Source organism: Bacteroides cellulosilyticus DSM 14838, assembly GCF_000158035.1.
GTDB classification, from domain to species: domain Bacteria; phylum Bacteroidota; class Bacteroidia; order Bacteroidales; family Bacteroidaceae; genus Bacteroides; species Bacteroides cellulosilyticus.
The window spans coordinates 1,346,246-1,360,420 of sequence record NZ_EQ973490.1; the positions used below are offsets into that span (position 1 = coordinate 1,346,246).

14 protein-coding genes and 1 tRNA gene are annotated in these 14,175 nt (G+C 44.7%); 10 read left to right on the top strand and 5 right to left on the bottom strand.

All coding sequences use genetic code 11. The features are described from left to right. The 5 genes from BACCELL_RS09520 to BACCELL_RS09540 all read right to left on the bottom strand — a co-directional run. The coding region (locus BACCELL_RS09520) for a SusC/RagA family TonB-linked outer membrane protein (RefSeq protein WP_007211524.1) at positions 1–2,570 on the bottom strand (2,570 nt) is incomplete at its 3' end. Positions 2,571–2,833: 263 nt separating this feature from the next. After that, positions 2,834–4,285, bottom strand: a complete 1,452-nt coding sequence (locus tag BACCELL_RS09525; protein ID WP_044153754.1) for a family 43 glycosylhydrolase — start codon at positions 4,283–4,285, stop codon at positions 2,834–2,836. Between the two features lie 2 nt (positions 4,286–4,287). Beyond that, positions 4,288–4,986, bottom strand: a complete 699-nt coding sequence (locus BACCELL_RS09530) for a hypothetical protein (RefSeq protein ID WP_007211527.1) — start codon at positions 4,984–4,986, stop codon at positions 4,288–4,290. A 28-nt stretch (positions 4,987–5,014) separates the two neighbouring features. Next, a complete protein-coding gene (locus BACCELL_RS09535; RefSeq protein WP_044153756.1) occupies positions 5,015–6,172 on the bottom strand; it encodes an alpha/beta hydrolase-fold protein in 1,158 nt (385 codons plus the stop codon). A 385-nt stretch (positions 6,173–6,557) separates the two neighbouring features. After that, positions 6,558–6,956 carry a hypothetical protein gene (locus BACCELL_RS09540; protein ID WP_007211530.1) on the bottom strand — a complete coding sequence of 133 codons (399 nt, stop codon included), beginning with the start codon at positions 6,954–6,956 and terminating at the stop codon, positions 6,558–6,560. Between the two features lie 177 nt (positions 6,957–7,133). Between BACCELL_RS09540 and BACCELL_RS09545 the strand changes: the two genes are divergently transcribed. The 10 genes from BACCELL_RS09545 (at position 7,134) to BACCELL_RS09590 (ending at position 14,153) form a co-directional block, all read left to right on the top strand. Beyond that, on the top strand, positions 7,134–7,721 hold the full coding sequence (locus BACCELL_RS09545; protein ID WP_007211532.1) for an LOG family protein: 588 nt from the start codon (positions 7,134–7,136) through the stop codon (positions 7,719–7,721). Next, positions 7,718–8,446 carry a DUF4271 domain-containing protein gene (locus tag BACCELL_RS09550; protein WP_007211533.1) on the top strand — a complete coding sequence of 243 codons (729 nt, stop codon included), beginning with the start codon at positions 7,718–7,720 and terminating at the stop codon, positions 8,444–8,446. The genes BACCELL_RS09545 and BACCELL_RS09550 overlap by 4 nt, the downstream gene beginning before the upstream one ends. Positions 8,447–8,450: 4 nt before the next feature. Next, positions 8,451–9,203 carry a uroporphyrinogen-III synthase gene (locus tag BACCELL_RS09555; RefSeq protein ID WP_007211534.1) on the top strand — a complete coding sequence of 251 codons (753 nt, stop codon included), beginning with the start codon at positions 8,451–8,453 and terminating at the stop codon, positions 9,201–9,203. Between the two features lie 138 nt (positions 9,204–9,341). Beyond that, positions 9,342–9,794 (top strand): ribonuclease P protein component, encoded by a 453-nt coding sequence (gene rnpA, locus BACCELL_RS09560; protein WP_007211535.1) that lies wholly within the window; start codon positions 9,342–9,344, stop codon positions 9,792–9,794. Further along, positions 9,791–10,012, top strand: a complete 222-nt coding sequence (gene yidD / locus BACCELL_RS09565) for a membrane protein insertion efficiency factor YidD (protein WP_007219099.1) — start codon at positions 9,791–9,793, stop codon at positions 10,010–10,012. Before rnpA ends, yidD begins: the two co-directional genes overlap by 4 nt. 25 nt (positions 10,013–10,037) lie before the next feature. After that, positions 10,038–10,682 carry a TatD family hydrolase gene (locus BACCELL_RS09570; protein ID WP_044153557.1) on the top strand — a complete coding sequence of 215 codons (645 nt, stop codon included), beginning with the start codon at positions 10,038–10,040 and terminating at the stop codon, positions 10,680–10,682. A 76-nt stretch (positions 10,683–10,758) separates the two neighbouring features. Continuing rightward, positions 10,759–12,051: a tyrosine--tRNA ligase gene (gene tyrS / locus BACCELL_RS09575; protein ID WP_007211538.1), complete on the top strand. Its 1,293-nt coding sequence runs from the start codon at positions 10,759–10,761 to the stop codon at positions 12,049–12,051. A 103-nt stretch (positions 12,052–12,154) separates the two neighbouring features. Continuing rightward, a tRNA-Gln gene (locus BACCELL_RS09580) sits at positions 12,155–12,225 on the top strand. A gap of 220 nt (positions 12,226–12,445) precedes the next feature. Further along, positions 12,446–13,288 (top strand): 5-dehydro-4-deoxy-D-glucuronate isomerase, encoded by an 843-nt coding sequence (gene kduI, locus BACCELL_RS09585; RefSeq protein ID WP_007211539.1) that lies wholly within the window; start codon positions 12,446–12,448, stop codon positions 13,286–13,288. A 70-nt stretch (positions 13,289–13,358) separates the two neighbouring features. After that, complete coding sequence (locus tag BACCELL_RS09590; RefSeq protein WP_007211540.1) at positions 13,359–14,153, top strand: gluconate 5-dehydrogenase; 795 nt, start codon at positions 13,359–13,361, stop codon at positions 14,151–14,153. Positions 14,154–14,175 lie beyond the last annotated feature (22 nt).

Sequence of the window (14,175 nt, forward strand, 5' to 3'; positions counted from 1 at the left end):
TTACCTATATATTTGTAACCACGCATATACCATACCGGCATGCCTTGTTCGAAGTTGGTGTATATAGTATTGTTTGCACCTACTATACTTCCACCCGATATACGTGTGATACGGTCATCAAGGTAAGTTACTTCATTCTTCAATGTTGCAAAGTTGCCTGATACTGAGTAATTCAGCCTGCCTATGTTGCCTTTATAAGTTGCTTCAAACTCAAAACCTTTGTTCTGTACCTCACCTGCATTGATCATCTGTGAAGATACACCTGTCTCAGGCAGACATGGAGCGTCTACAAGAAGGTCTTTGGTCGTTTTCTTATAGTAGTCCATGCTGATTGTCAACGCATCGTTGAATAAACGTAAGTCAAGACCGAAGTCCAGCTGATCGGAAGTTTCCCAAGTGAGGTTAGGATTAGCTAAACCGCTTGGCATGGAACCATTTGTAACAGTTGTACCATTACTATATTGATACCACTGGCCACCAGTTGCAATAGAAGAAGAATATTTATAGCCGCTAAGTACATTGATATTACCGTTACGTCCCCAAGATGCACGCAGCTTGGCAAATGAAACAATGTTATCAGGAACTAAATTTTTAAAGAACTTCTCATTACTGAGTGTCCAGCCTGCTGATAATGATGGGAAGTAACCCCAACGTTTATCTGCTGGAAGTTTTGAGGTATCGAATGCGTCAGCACGGAAATTGGCTTGCAGGCTATAGCGATCGTCATAAGTATATCCTAAACGGCCGAAGTATGAAATGCTTGAGGACTTACCCGGTGTTCCACTGAATGTACGGGAAACTTTATCTGATACAAGTACACAATCCAAGTAACGGAAATTTTCTTCGTATGAAGAAAGCAATTCTTCACCTGACGCACCTGCTGTCGTGCCGTTACTTTCGCTTTGGATGTATGACATACCTGCCATTGCCGAAATACTGTGCTTGCCGATTGAAGTCATGTAGTTGGCAAAGTTCTCCCACTGATAGTATAGGCCGTTGCTTGTAGTCTGGCTGATAGAGTATTTGGTATCACTTACACGACCGGTGATATAGTAAGGTTCTGCGTAGCTGTAAGTATTGCCCTGAGTAATGCGAGTACCAAAACGAGAAGTAAATGTAAAGCCCTTGAATGGGGTCAGGTTTGCGAAGAACGTACTATGTACATTGATGCCGCCATTTTTATTGTTAGCATTCTTGTCACGCTGTGCAAATGGAGTGCCACCGGCAAGTTCTGTATTAAAGTATGAAGTAGCATACATACCCCTATCATCGCCGTAGAAACGATAGTTTGTATCAGAAGTTCCATTCTGAACTGCGTCATAAACAGAACCTGTGGCAGCGAGATATTGACTGCGGTCTGTCCAGTGTGTAGGAGTCAGAGGATCCATTACAAGAAGCATTTCAAAAGCGGAGCCGTAACCATATTCTGATACGCTGCCTCTACGCCATTTCTCTATAGAAGTGTTGGTACCTACCTGCAACCAGGGTTTTATTTTATAATCAGCATTAATCTGAGCGGTTAAGCGTTCGTAGTAGTCGTTTTTGCCTTTTACGATGCCATCCTGATTAACGTATGTGAGGTTTGCAAAATACTGCCCTTTGTCATTGCTACCCTGGAATGAAAGAGAGTGCTGCTTGCTCCAAGAAGTTCCCATAAACTCGTCGAACCAATTTGTATCAGTATTTTGATCCCAATTATAATCGCGAATAGCATCCGACATGGCAGCCTCGACGTTATATCCTTGCATGCCCATCCAGTCCTTGAACTCTTCCGCATTCAGTAATTGTGGAACATGTCCAAGTTGGTTCATAGTATAACGTACATTATATGTGATCTTGCCGGTACCTTTTCCTCCCCCATTCTTGGTTGTGATAAGTACTACACCGTTACCTGCTTCAGAACCATAGATTGCTGCGGATGCGGCATCTTTCAATACTTCCATAGACTCGATCAAGCCTGGATCAAGATACTGGATGCTTGAAACCTTCAAACCATCCACAATCAAGAGAGGACCAATATTTCCGGAATTGGAGGAATAACCACGTACACGGATTTCAGCACCGCTACCCGGAGCACCTGATGAATTCAAGATTTGAATACCTGCGGCTTTACCTTGAAGGGCGGCGGCAGCGTCGGTTGTTGCCAAGCCTTTAAGGTCTTTAGAGTTAACCGAGGCAACAGCACCTGTCAGGTCACTCTTGCGCTGAACACCATAACCTACAACCACAACCTCATCAAGCACTTGTGTATCTTCTTCCAAACGAAAGTTGATTACGCTACGGCCATTGACTTTAACAGTCTGCGTTTTGTAGCCTATAAAAGAAGCGGTAAGGGTAGCATTACTGTTACTTACCTGAATAGAGTAATTACCATTGAGATCGGTAATACGACCGTTGCTGGTTCCTTCTTCAAGAATAGCCACACCGATCATTGGCTCAGAATCATTGGCTGAGACAACAGTACCCTTGATTTGGATTTGCGCTGATGCTGATATGCACGTAAAAAACACAAGCACAAGCATAAACAGAAAAGGAATCTTCTGAATTTTCTGGACTACATTTTTCATCATAATTAGTTTAAGAATTAATAATTGCGTTTTTCATTCATCATTAGCTACCGCTACAATGGTTCTCTAACCATCATCATACATACATTCCATAGTTTTCAATTATTTAAGATTAACATAAAAAGAAAGGCAATTCATTCTTTAATTCTGAATCGGCAAGGCAACTGCTGAGTCGCATTATTAATTCAAATTGGTTGCCTGAGCCGATTCGTTATTTTTGAGTGGAATTACCCGGTAATAGTACTTTAGAGTAATAGGGCTTGTTCCTAATGATCGCGGAAATTCCATTTGGAATTGTCGCTGTTCATATCGAATTCGCCGAGAGAAGGAGTGCTGTCACCTACGGATACCAGAACCAATTCCTTGTCAGTTCCCGGCACTTCTTTGGGCATGATCCGGTAGGTGCCGTCTGTCAACTGGTCGATTCGCCACAGTTGTTCGGGGGCTCCCGTGAACTCAGGAACTGTCACGACTTCCGCATCTGTCGTGGCGGCCAGTGCGCGATTGGTTCCTTCAATCACGATCTTGTAATAAGGGCCGCCCAAGTATCCGCCTCCATCGGGCACGGCAGTAATGGTCCACTTCTGATGAGGACGGAACATATAATCACCAATTCTTACGTTGATTTTTCCTTGTGGCCAAGTCCCGATCACATCTTCCAACGTCTGCGATTTCAAAGGTACGACGGGCGTGTCGTCTTTTTCCCAGAAGCGGTGTCTGGTATATTCCATACGTACAAAATCAACGGCAAGTTCAAGGGCATACCCTCTACGTTCGGATTCAATCTCATACGTTCCCTCTTTGAAGACCTCGCCGGCAACGGGCCAGCCGTTCTTCCATAAAAGCGGGCGTATGCCCAGCACACTGCGGCCACCCCGGTCGAAATCGGCTTCAAAGTGGCATGACATCTTCTCTACTCCGTCGGCTACTTTGAAAAGCCCGAAGTGTCCCGGACCGGTTTGGCGGTTACCTGCGGCAATCACCATCTTGCCACCGCCTTCCAGCATTTTTCTTCCCATATTATCGACATATGGCCCCGTCACTTTACGCGAACGGCCGACAACAATATTGTAGGTAGAGTTCGGGCCATCGCAGCAAGTGCCGTGTGTTCCCAGAAGATAATACCAGCCGTCACGATAGATCAGATCGGTTGCTTCACAGTCAATGGCGATGTCGATTTCTTTGTTGCCCTCCATCCGTTTGCCGGTTGCGGGGTCGAGTTCTACAAGCCTGATAAAGCCGAAATACGTGCCGTAAGACAACCACAAGCGTCCGTCTGTTGGGTCGAGCAGAAGTCCGGCATCAATGGCATCGCAATCTTCATCATTCACTGAGGAGGCAACTTCTATAGGCTCCGTATATTTAAAATCCGGAGAATTGGGGTCTAAGGTTTTATTCCACATGGTTAATACTTTACCGCTGTGTCCTCCACCGAGTCCTCCTCCTGTGGCACTGTAAGCAATCAGGTAGCGGTCACCGATTTTCACGGCATCGGGCGCGGCGCCTCCGCCGGGTCTTACTCCGCCACCGTTCCATGTCCAGCCGTCTTCAGATATCAATCCGCCTCCACCTGTGCCGAAAGTATAATATTTACCATCGCACTCCATGATAGTGGACGGGTCGTGGATGTATGGAGTGCCGATTTGTGCAATTGCTTTTTCAGATGTCAATACAAACATCAGGGCTGCCGTGCCCAGAAGTATAGCTTTTGTTTTCATGATCATTTATAGCTGATAGTAATGTTGTTAACGGGTGTTCCATTCTCATTGAGGAAGCGAACACAGAAATCACTCATTCCGGGACCGTTGATGATGGCTCCGCGAATGATGTTCTTGCCCTTCTTTAAAGTCAGCCGGCGCGAGAGGCAGTCATCCTTGACCATACGCCGGTCGCCCGAAAGAATTACGGCTTCCTCACCGTTCAGCCACCACATGGATGCGGAGTTGGAACCTACTGACATCCGGATGTTCTCCATGTCTTCGGGACATTCTATGAATGTGACTGCCCAGAACAGCACGCCGTACACTTGTTTCTTCAGGCCGGAGGCAAAACGGAAGAGCTTCACGTTGAACAGCTTGCTGTCGAGCGCGTGCCAGGTTAGCTTTTGTTTGCCTACTTTCACTTTATCCCCGTCTTTGGGCAGAACGGTGAATTGATTGGGGAAATATTCCGTTGCAAATGCTTCGCGAATGTAACTGTCGGTAAAGACCGTGTTGGAACGGTTGGGCTTGTCGATGGGTTCCAGCAACAGCCAGCGCTGGATAAAGCCCTCACTGTCGGGTGACATCGTATTCGTGGTTGCCGGAGAAAAGTAGTCTGACAACCGGGGGGACGCTTCATTCTTTTGAGCATAGCCATGTAAACCGATCATAGCCGCGATACAAGCCGCCAACAATGATTTTCGATGGAAGATATTCATCGTTATAGTCTGTTTTATTGATTATACATTATTTCGTTTTAAATAATAGAGGAACAAACTCTTTCAGACATCTGCGCCAGGTCAGGAACTCGTGGGCAGTGCCCGGAGACTCATAATAGATTGTATTGATTCCCGCAGCCTGCAAGCCGTCACTGAGGTTCTTGGTTCTTTCGGGATGTTCTTCCGAACCGATACCCAGGAAGAAGACGTGTACTTTGTCGTTGAATGCTTTACGGTTTTTGAATACCCCGCCGTACACGGTATCGAGTTGCTTCAGATCGATGCTGCCTGCTCCGCTGAATCCGCCAATATAGGCAAACTTATCCAAGTTGTTCAGGGTAGTGTTGAAAGTAAGAAGTCCGCCCCAGGAAAGTCCGGCCATAGCACGGTTGTCCCTATCAGTCAGTGTTCGGAAATTGGATTCGATATGAGGAATGATTTCATTCACTAAGATAGCAGGAAATTCTGCACCGAATCTTTTTCTTGCACCGTCGGGAGTTTCACCCGGATTGGTCTTAAACACCTCGATATTGCCATTGTCCATGACTACGATCATTGGTTTGGCTTTACCTTCGGCAATCAGGTTATCCATAATGAAATTCATCTTGCCCTGGTTTGCCCAACTCGTTTCGTTTTCTCCCATACCGTGTTGCAGGTAGAGCACCGGATACTTCTTGGTAGGGTTCTTGTCATATTCCGCCGGAGTATAGACGATACATCTGCGCCATTCTTTGCGGATATCAGAGTAGTACCAGCTTTGGCTGATCAGCCCGTGAGGCACGTTCTTGATGGAATAGTAGTCCACACCTTTCTCCGGGATTTCAATACCGCTTACCCATTTGCCCATACCGAAGAACGGTTTGCCATTGGGATCGGCGGCACTTACTCCGTCTATTATAACCTGATAGTAGTGGAAGCCTATTACTTCAGGTTCTTTTGATACGAGCGACCAATATCCGTCTGCCTCTTTGGTCATTTCACCTCGGAAACTGATTTCTACTTTCTGGGCGTTGGGAGCGTGTATCCTGAAGTGTACACGTCTGTCCTCACCTATGCGGGGATAATCAGCCCCATTGATGTTATGCTCATTGGGAGTGGTTCCTACCGGAAAATCTTGTTGCTGGGCATTCATAGTGAATGGGAACACTAACAAAGAAGAAAAAATAAGTTTCAATACATTTTTCATAAGCATTAGAATAAATTATATATAAAATTAATGATTCAGTGAATTTGTCTATTCAGTGGATGTTGAGCGTAAAATTACTATGCTAATGCTTTGTGCTGGATTACTATTTTGCTTTCGGGGAGGATTTTTTTAGGAGGATAAGATTAATCCACCGGATAGAAAGAAAAATCCCCTTCCTGATATTGAATAGGAAGGGGATTATAACCCGTCTTTTGCCTTATGTGGAAGGAAATTGGACTCGTAGTCAAGAAAATACATTTTCTGTTAAGTGGCACAAAAGTTTCTTACCTGTGGCACAAAAGTTTCTTGCCTATGAAACAAATGTTTCTTACCTGTGAAACAAAAGTGCCTCACCTGTGAAACAAAGTCATCTTAACTGTATGCCTTACGCTTGCGATGTCTCCAGCATATTAATCAGTTGTACCCGCTGGATAGAGAAACTATTGCTTTCTTTCTGTACATACTTCAATAATTCAAGCCCATCCTGATGAAGCTTGGATTTCCGCAGCAAGTCGTCGGCTTCCATATCATCAGATATCTTCAGCATAGTCATGGCGGCAAGTTCTATTTTTCCCATTTCGTTGGGATCGCCTTTATACCGGTCTACCAGTTCTTGCGTATCCATACTTAACAGCTCATCGGTAGGGAAACCTAATATCTGCCGGGTCAGACCGTCATATTCAGTCCATTCATTCCAGCGATACTTCTTTTTCTTGAGCAGGGCGTTCACAATCAAAGAAATGATCTCTTGAATCATTCGTATCAGGTAATCTTGTTTAATCATAATTATCTATGTTTTTAATAGGTAATGGTAAATCCGGTTAATTGTTTCTCGGAGCTTTGACAATTCCGGCTTTTTATAAAGCAGTACTTTGTGCTCACAAAATTAGTGATATTTTTAAGATATCGCTGAAAATCCATACCTTTGTGCGCATTAATAATATAAGGTATAGCAATTTCCATGAATAAGATAACTTCCGTATGCGTATATTGTGCTTCGAGCACCAAGATTGATTCCGCTTATTTTGAAGCAGCCCGCGAATTGGGTACTTTGTTGGGACAGCGCCACATCCGTCTGATAAATGGCGCGGGAGGCATCGGACTGATGAGTGCTACCGCTGATGCAGTGCTGGCGGCAGGCGGAGAGGTGACCGGTGTTATTCCTCACTTTATGGTGGAACAAGGCTGGCAACACAGGGGGCTTACGGAGATGATAGAAGTGGAAAACATGCACCAGCGCAAGCAAAAAATGGCGGATCTGAGCGATGCTGTCATCGCATTGCCCGGTGGATGCGGCACTTTGGAAGAATTACTGGAAATTATCACCTGGAAACAACTGGGTCTCTACCTGAATCCTATTGTCATCTTAAACACTAACGGCTTTTTCGATCCCCTCCTGGCTATGTTGCAGCGTGCTATGGACGAAAACTTTATGAGACAGCAGCATGGTGCCATCTGGCACGTAGCAAGCACTCCGCAGGAAGCCGTCGAACTGATTCATACCATACCTGTCTGGGATAGTTCCATACGTAAGTTTGCGGCAATATGATCGGGCTCCTGTTGACATGGATAGCGGGCTTTGAGGGAATACCCATTCCTTATTCTCCTAAGTTGGACGATGGGATCACAGTGCTCTTGTTGTGCTGCTTTTTCATGTCAGCCTATGTATTGTCCCGCAGTCGCAAGTTCCTGGTGCAGTTGGTGAAGGACTTCCTTCTCAATCGTGAACGAACCAGCATCTTTGCCGCTACCACCGCTACGGATATGCGCTATATGCTGTTGTTGATTCTACAGACTTGTGTGTTGGCTTCCGTCTGTACTTTCAACTATTTTGTTGATGTCAGGCCGGAGTTGGGCGAACACGTCTCTCCTTACGTTTTGCTCGGGGCATATCTCGCACTGGCTTTGCTTTATCTTTTCTGGAAGTGGGTGACTTACTCCTTTCTGGGCTGGATTTTTTTTGACGCGAGTCGTACCGGTCTTTGGATGGAGTCCTATTCTACTCTACTTTACTACCTTGGATTTACCCTTTTCCCGTTTGCTTTGTTCCTTGTTTACTTCGATTTAAGTCTTCAAGCAACTGTGATAATCGGTTTATTTTTGGTCTTTTTTACTAAAATATTGATGTTATATAAGTGGATAAAGCTTTTTTGTGGCAATTTATATGGCATTTTGCTTTTAATTTTGTACTTTTGTGCCCTTGAAATCATACCTTGTTTTATCATGTATCGAGGTGTGTTACAACTAAATGATTATTTGATAATAAATTTTTAGGACGTTGAAAATTAAGAAAGTACTTGTGTCGCAGCCGAAACCGGCATCAGAGAAATCTCCTTACTACGACATCGCCCAGAAGTACGGTGTGAAAATTGATTTTCGCCCGTTTATTAAGGTGGAAAGTGTATCTGCTAAAGAATTCAGACAGCAGAAAGTGTCTATCCTGGATTACACAGCAGTTATCTTCACATCGCGTCATGCTATTGACCATTTCTTCCACCTGTGTACAGAATTGCGTGTAACCATACCGGAAACTATGAAGTATTTCTGTGTGACAGAAGCTGTTGCATTGTACATCCAAAAGTATGTGCAATACCGTAAACGTAAGATCTTCTTTGGTAATACCGGAAAGTTTGAAGACTTGTTGCCTTCTATTGTTAAGCACAAGACCGAAAAGTATCTGGTTCCGATGTCGGATGTACATACGGATGAGATTAAGAATCTCTTGGATAAAAACAAGATACAGAACACAGAAGCTGTTATGTATCGCACAGTAAGTAATGATTTTACTTCAGAAGAAGAGTTTGATTATGATATGTTGGTGTTCTTTAGTCCTGCAGGAGTGACTTCTTTGAAGAAGAACTTCCCGGACTTCCAACAGAAAGAAATCAAAATCGGTACGTTTGGCTCCACTACCGCCCAGGCTGTACGTGATGCCGGACTCCGCCTCGACTTGGAAGCTCCCAGTGTACAGGCGCCTTCTATGACGGCCGCGCTGGATATGTTCATCAAGGAGAATAACAAAGGAAAATAATTTTAGAGTTACGAGCTACAAGCTACGGGCTACAAATGTCATGCGGAAGCAGTATGCCATTTACAGCTTAAACTTGTAGCTCGTAACTTATTTACTGCGAACTACTTGTAGCTCGTAGCTTGTAACTCGTAGCTAAGAATGCTTAATACCCTGCACAAGTCCGAAAGGCTGGATAAGAAGAAAGTCATCGACAAGATGTTTTCAGGCGGCGCACGTTCGTTTTCCGTCTTTCCTCTGCGTGTGGTATATCTGCCGGTAGAGGAGTTGGAAGCGCCTGTTTCCATACTTGTCAGTGTGTCAAAGCGTCGTTTTAAACGTGCGGTAAAGCGTAACCGTGTAAAACGCCAGATACGTGAGGCGTACCGGAAAAATAAGCATGGATTATTGCAGACGCTTCAGGATGAAGGACGGCAACTTGCTGTGGCTTTCATTTATCTTTCCGACCGGTTAGTCGATTCGGTGGAGATAGAGGAAAGGATGAAGGTTGCGCTGGCGCGTATCACGGAGAAGGTATTGGCGGATGTTGCCGTTCAGAAAGCCGGAGAAAATGCTACGTCTGCTGAGAAAACCGGTAGTGCGGGGCAGTCATGAAAAAGCTGCTTTCATACTTGCTGTTGCTTCCCATCTATTTCTATCAGAAGTGTATTTCACCCCTGACTTCCCCTTCATGTCGTTTCACTCCTACCTGTTCGCAATATGCCGTTGAAGCGATAAAGAAACATGGACCGTTCAAAGGGCTGTATCTGGCAATCCGACGTATTTTGCGCTGCCACCCCTGGGGAGGTTCCGGATATGATCCCGTTCCATAAAAAAACTATTTTCTGTACTATTCGCATGATAATTCCTGTTGATATACATACACATCGGCGGCCCCAAGTGCCCGGAACGGCTATTGTGAACTGTTTCCCCGAATCGTTTGTTCCGCAAACGGAAGGCTGGTATTCTGTGGGAATACATCCGTGGTATATCGCTTCCTTCGCAGCTTCCCTGAATGACAGTAAGGCCCGTTTTGAAGAATTACTGGACCATCCCCAGGTATTGGCTGTGGGTGAGGCCGGATTGGATAAATTGGCTGAAGCACCTTTGACTTTGCAGATAGAAGTGTTTGAATATCAGGCACGTCTGGCCGAAGAGGCGGATAAACCGTTAATCATTCATCTGGTGAAAGCGGTAGATGAACTTCTGAAACTGAAACAGAAGATACAACCGGTGAAACCGTGGATTATTCACGGGTTTCGTGGAAAAGCAGCTCTTGCAGAAGAATATCTCCGACATGGTTTTTATCTTTCTTTCGGAGAGAAATATCAGGAGGAAGCGTTGTGTATAATGCCGTCTGAACGGTTGTTTATCGAGACGGATGAAAGTACGGTATCTGTCGATACGCTTTATGAACGGGCTGCCATCCTCCGTAAAACTCCCCTTGAGGAACTCAGGAGAACGATTCGTAAGAATGTAAGCGAAATCTTTTTTAGGCAATAAGAGTTGTTAGTTCAGATAAAGAGTCGTACTTTTGCAATTACAAAGTATATCAAATATTTAAATAGTTAATCATTCGATGAATTTTGTAGAAGAATTGAGATGGCGTGGCATGCTCCACGATATGATGCCTGGTACGGAAGAACTTCTGGCTAAGGAACAAGTGACCGCATACATAGGTTTTGATCCTACGGCGGACTCATTGCACATTGGACATCTTTGCAGTGTAATGATACTGCGTCATTTCCAACGTTGCGGACACAAGCCGATGGCACTGATCGGTGGTGCTACGGGTATGATTGGTGACCCTTCCGGTAAGTCGGCAGAGCGTAATCTGCTCACAGAAGAAATCCTGCAACGCAATCTGGATGGTATGAAGAAGCAGTTGAGCAAGTTTCTGGATTTCGAATCCGATGCTCCTAACCGTGCAGAATTGGTGAATAACTATGACTGGATGAAGAACTTCACTTTCCTTGACTTTGCCCGTGAAGTAGGTAAGCATATCACTGTGAACTACATGATGGCGAAAGATTCTGTAAAGAAGCGTCTGAACGGTGAGGCTCGTGACGGTTTGTCTTTCACGGAATTCACTTATCAGTTGTTGCAAGGCTATGACTTCCTGCATCTGTATGAAACCAAAGGTTGCAAACTGCAAATGGGTGGTTCTGACCAATGGGGTAACATCACGACAGGTGCCGAACTGATTCGTCGTACCAATGGTGGCGAAGTGTTCGCTCTGACCAGCCCGCTGATTACGAAGGCTGACGGCGGTAAGTTTGGTAAGACTGAATCCGGCAATATCTGGCTTGATCCCCGATATACTTCCCCATATAAATTCTATCAGTTCTGGTTGAATGTGAGTGATGCTGACGCAGCACGCTACATCAAGATATTCACTTCACTGTCAAGAGAGGAAATCGAAGCCTTGACAGCTGAGCATGAAACTGCACCGCACTTGCGTGTTCTTCAGAAACGTTTGGCAAAAGAGGTGACTATTATGGTTCATTCTGAAGAAGACTATAATGCAGCGGTGGATGCGTCTAATATATTGTTCGGCAATGCAACTTCCGATGCATTGAAGAAGTTGGATGAAGATACCCTGCTGGCTGTATTCGAGGGGGTTCCTCAGTTTGAGGTTTCCAAGGATGCTGTGTCTGCCGGTGTGAAAGCTGTCGATCTGTTCACAGATAATGCAGCTGTTTTTGCCTCCAAAGGTGAGATGCGTAAACTGGTGCAAGGTGGCGGTGTTTCTCTCAATAAAGAGAAGCTGGAAGCCTTCGACCAAGTGATTACTTCTGCTGACCTTTTGGATGAAAAATATCTGCTTGTGCAGCGCGGAAAGAAGAATTACTACCTGATTATAGCCAAATAAAAGGCAAATTAGTAGCAAATAAGAAAAAAGGCCTCGAAATATTTGGATATTTCGGGGCATACTTTTATCTTTGCACCGCTTTTTAACAGAAAGCACCCGAGTTTGTCCTATGGTGTAATGGTAGCACAACAGTTTTTGGTTCTGTTTGTCTAAGTTCGAATCTTGGTAGGACAACTAAAATGAAAGAGCTCTATAGAGAATTATCTCTGTGGAGCTCTTTTTTTGTATTATTTTCTGTTAAAGAACTTCCATTTTCTTCCATTTGAACAATATTACTATATAATTGGTACAAAAACACAATGTTTCTCCGTTTTCTTTTGCTACATTTGCATCGTGTACGTAAACGAAGTATGCCAATAACCGATTATTATCAACTTTAAAACGTAATAGAATTATGAAAACGAACTATGAAATTCGCTATGCAGCGCATCCCGAAGACGCAAAAAGTTATGATACCAAGCGTATCCGTCGTGATTTTCTTATCGAAAAAGTCTTCTCTGCTAACGAAGTAAATATGGTATATTCCATGTACGACCGTATGGTTGTAGGTGGTGCAATGCCCGTGGGCGAAGTGTTGAAACTGGAAGCTATTGATCCGTTGAAGGCTCCTTTCTTCCTGACCCGTCGCGAAATGGGTATCTTTAATGTAGGCGGTCCTGGTGTGGTAAAAGCCGGTAACGCTGTATTCGAATTGGATTATAAGGAAGCTCTCTACCTGGGTTCGGACGATCGTGAAGTAACTTTCGAAAGCAAGGATGAAAAGAATCCCGCCAAGTTCTACTTCAACTCACTGACTGCTCATCGCAACTATCCCGATAAGAAAGTGACGAAGGCTGATGCCGTAGTTGCTGAAATGGGTAGCCTGGAAGGTTCCAACCATCGTAATATAAATAAGATGCTGGTGAATCAGGTATTGCCTACCTGCCAGTTGCAGATGGGTATGACGGAACTTGCTCCGGGTAGCGTATGGAATACGATGCCGGCACATGTGCACAGCCGTCGTATGGAAGCTTACTTCTATTTTGAAGTACCCGAAGAACATGCAGTTTGCCACTTCATGGGCGAAGTTGACGAAACCCGCCACGTATGGATGAAGGGTGACCAGGCTGTATTGTCTCCCGAATGGTCTATCCATTCTGCTGCCGCTACTCATAACTATACCTTTATCTGGGGTATGGGTGGTGAAAACCTGGACTATGGAGATCAGGACTTCTCTTTGATTACCGACCTGAAGTAATAAATTGAGTAAACCGAGACTTTGAATCGTAATTAGAAACAAGTTATTAATAAACCTAAGTAAATAAATTATGGTAAACTTTTCATTAGAAGGCAAAGTAGCACTTGTAACCGGTGCTTCTTACGGAATTGGCTTCGCTCTGGCAACTGCCTATGCACAAGCCGGTGCAAAAATCGTGTTCAACGACATCAAACAAGAATTAGTGGACAAAGGTCTGGCTGCTTACAAAGCTGAAGGCATCGATGCTAAAGGTTATGTATGCGACGTGACAAATGAAGAGCAGGTGAACGCTATGGTTGCCCAGATTGAGAAAGAAGTGGGCGTGATCGATATTCTGGTAAACAATGCAGGTATCATCAAGCGTATTCCGATGCACGAAATGTCTGCTGCTGAATTCCGTCAGGTGATCGACGTAGACTTGAACGCTCCGTTTATCGTATCCAAGGCTGTTATCCCTTCTATGATAAAGAAAGGTCACGGCAAGATTATCAACATCTGCTCTATGATGAGTGAATTGGGTCGTGAGACTGTGTCTGCTTATGCTGCTGCCAAGGGTGGATTGAAGATGCTGACTCGTAACATCGCTTCCGAGTACGGTGAGTACAACATCCAGTGTAATGGTATCGGCCCGGGTTACATCGCTACTCCGCAGACTGCACCGCTTCGCGAACCGCAAGCTGACGGTTCACGTCATCCGTTCGATGCATTTATCGTTGCTAAGACTCCGGCTGCACGTTGGGGTACTCCTGAAGATTTGATGGGTCCTGCCGTATTCCTGGCTTCCGACGCTTCTGATTTCGTAAACGGTCACGTACTCTACGTTGACGGTGGTATCTTGGCTTACATTGGCAAACAGCCTAAATAAGTATATGAATAAATAACGGGAA

Excerpts from the sequence above, each read along its gene's own strand:
- BACCELL_RS09540 (WP_007211530.1), bottom strand. The coding sequence starts at position 6,956 with ATGATTAAACAAGATTACCTGATACGAATGATTCAAGAGATCATTTCT.
- BACCELL_RS09545 (WP_007211532.1), top strand. The coding sequence starts at position 7,134 with ATGAATAAGATAACTTCCGTATGCGTATATTGTGCTTCGAGCACCAAG.
- BACCELL_RS09570 (WP_044153557.1), top strand. The coding sequence starts at position 10,038 with ATGATAATTCCTGTTGATATACATACACATCGGCGGCCCCAAGTGCCC.
- tyrS (WP_007211538.1), top strand. The coding sequence starts at position 10,759 with ATGAATTTTGTAGAAGAATTGAGATGGCGTGGCATGCTCCACGATATG.
- BACCELL_RS09525 (WP_044153754.1), bottom strand. The coding sequence starts at position 4,285 with ATGAAAACAAAAGCTATACTTCTGGGCACGGCAGCCCTGATGTTTGTA.
- rnpA (WP_007211535.1), top strand. The coding sequence starts at position 9,342 with ATGCTTAATACCCTGCACAAGTCCGAAAGGCTGGATAAGAAGAAAGTC.
- kduI (WP_007211539.1), top strand. The coding sequence starts at position 12,446 with ATGAAAACGAACTATGAAATTCGCTATGCAGCGCATCCCGAAGACGCA.
- BACCELL_RS09530 (WP_007211527.1), bottom strand. The coding sequence starts at position 4,986 with ATGAATATCTTCCATCGAAAATCATTGTTGGCGGCTTGTATCGCGGCT.
- yidD (WP_007219099.1), top strand. The coding sequence starts at position 9,791 with ATGAAAAAGCTGCTTTCATACTTGCTGTTGCTTCCCATCTATTTCTAT.
- BACCELL_RS09550 (WP_007211533.1), top strand. The coding sequence starts at position 7,718 with ATGATCGGGCTCCTGTTGACATGGATAGCGGGCTTTGAGGGAATACCC.
- BACCELL_RS09590 (WP_007211540.1), top strand. The coding sequence starts at position 13,359 with ATGGTAAACTTTTCATTAGAAGGCAAAGTAGCACTTGTAACCGGTGCT.
- BACCELL_RS09535 (WP_044153756.1), bottom strand. The coding sequence starts at position 6,172 with ATGAAAAATGTATTGAAACTTATTTTTTCTTCTTTGTTAGTGTTCCCA.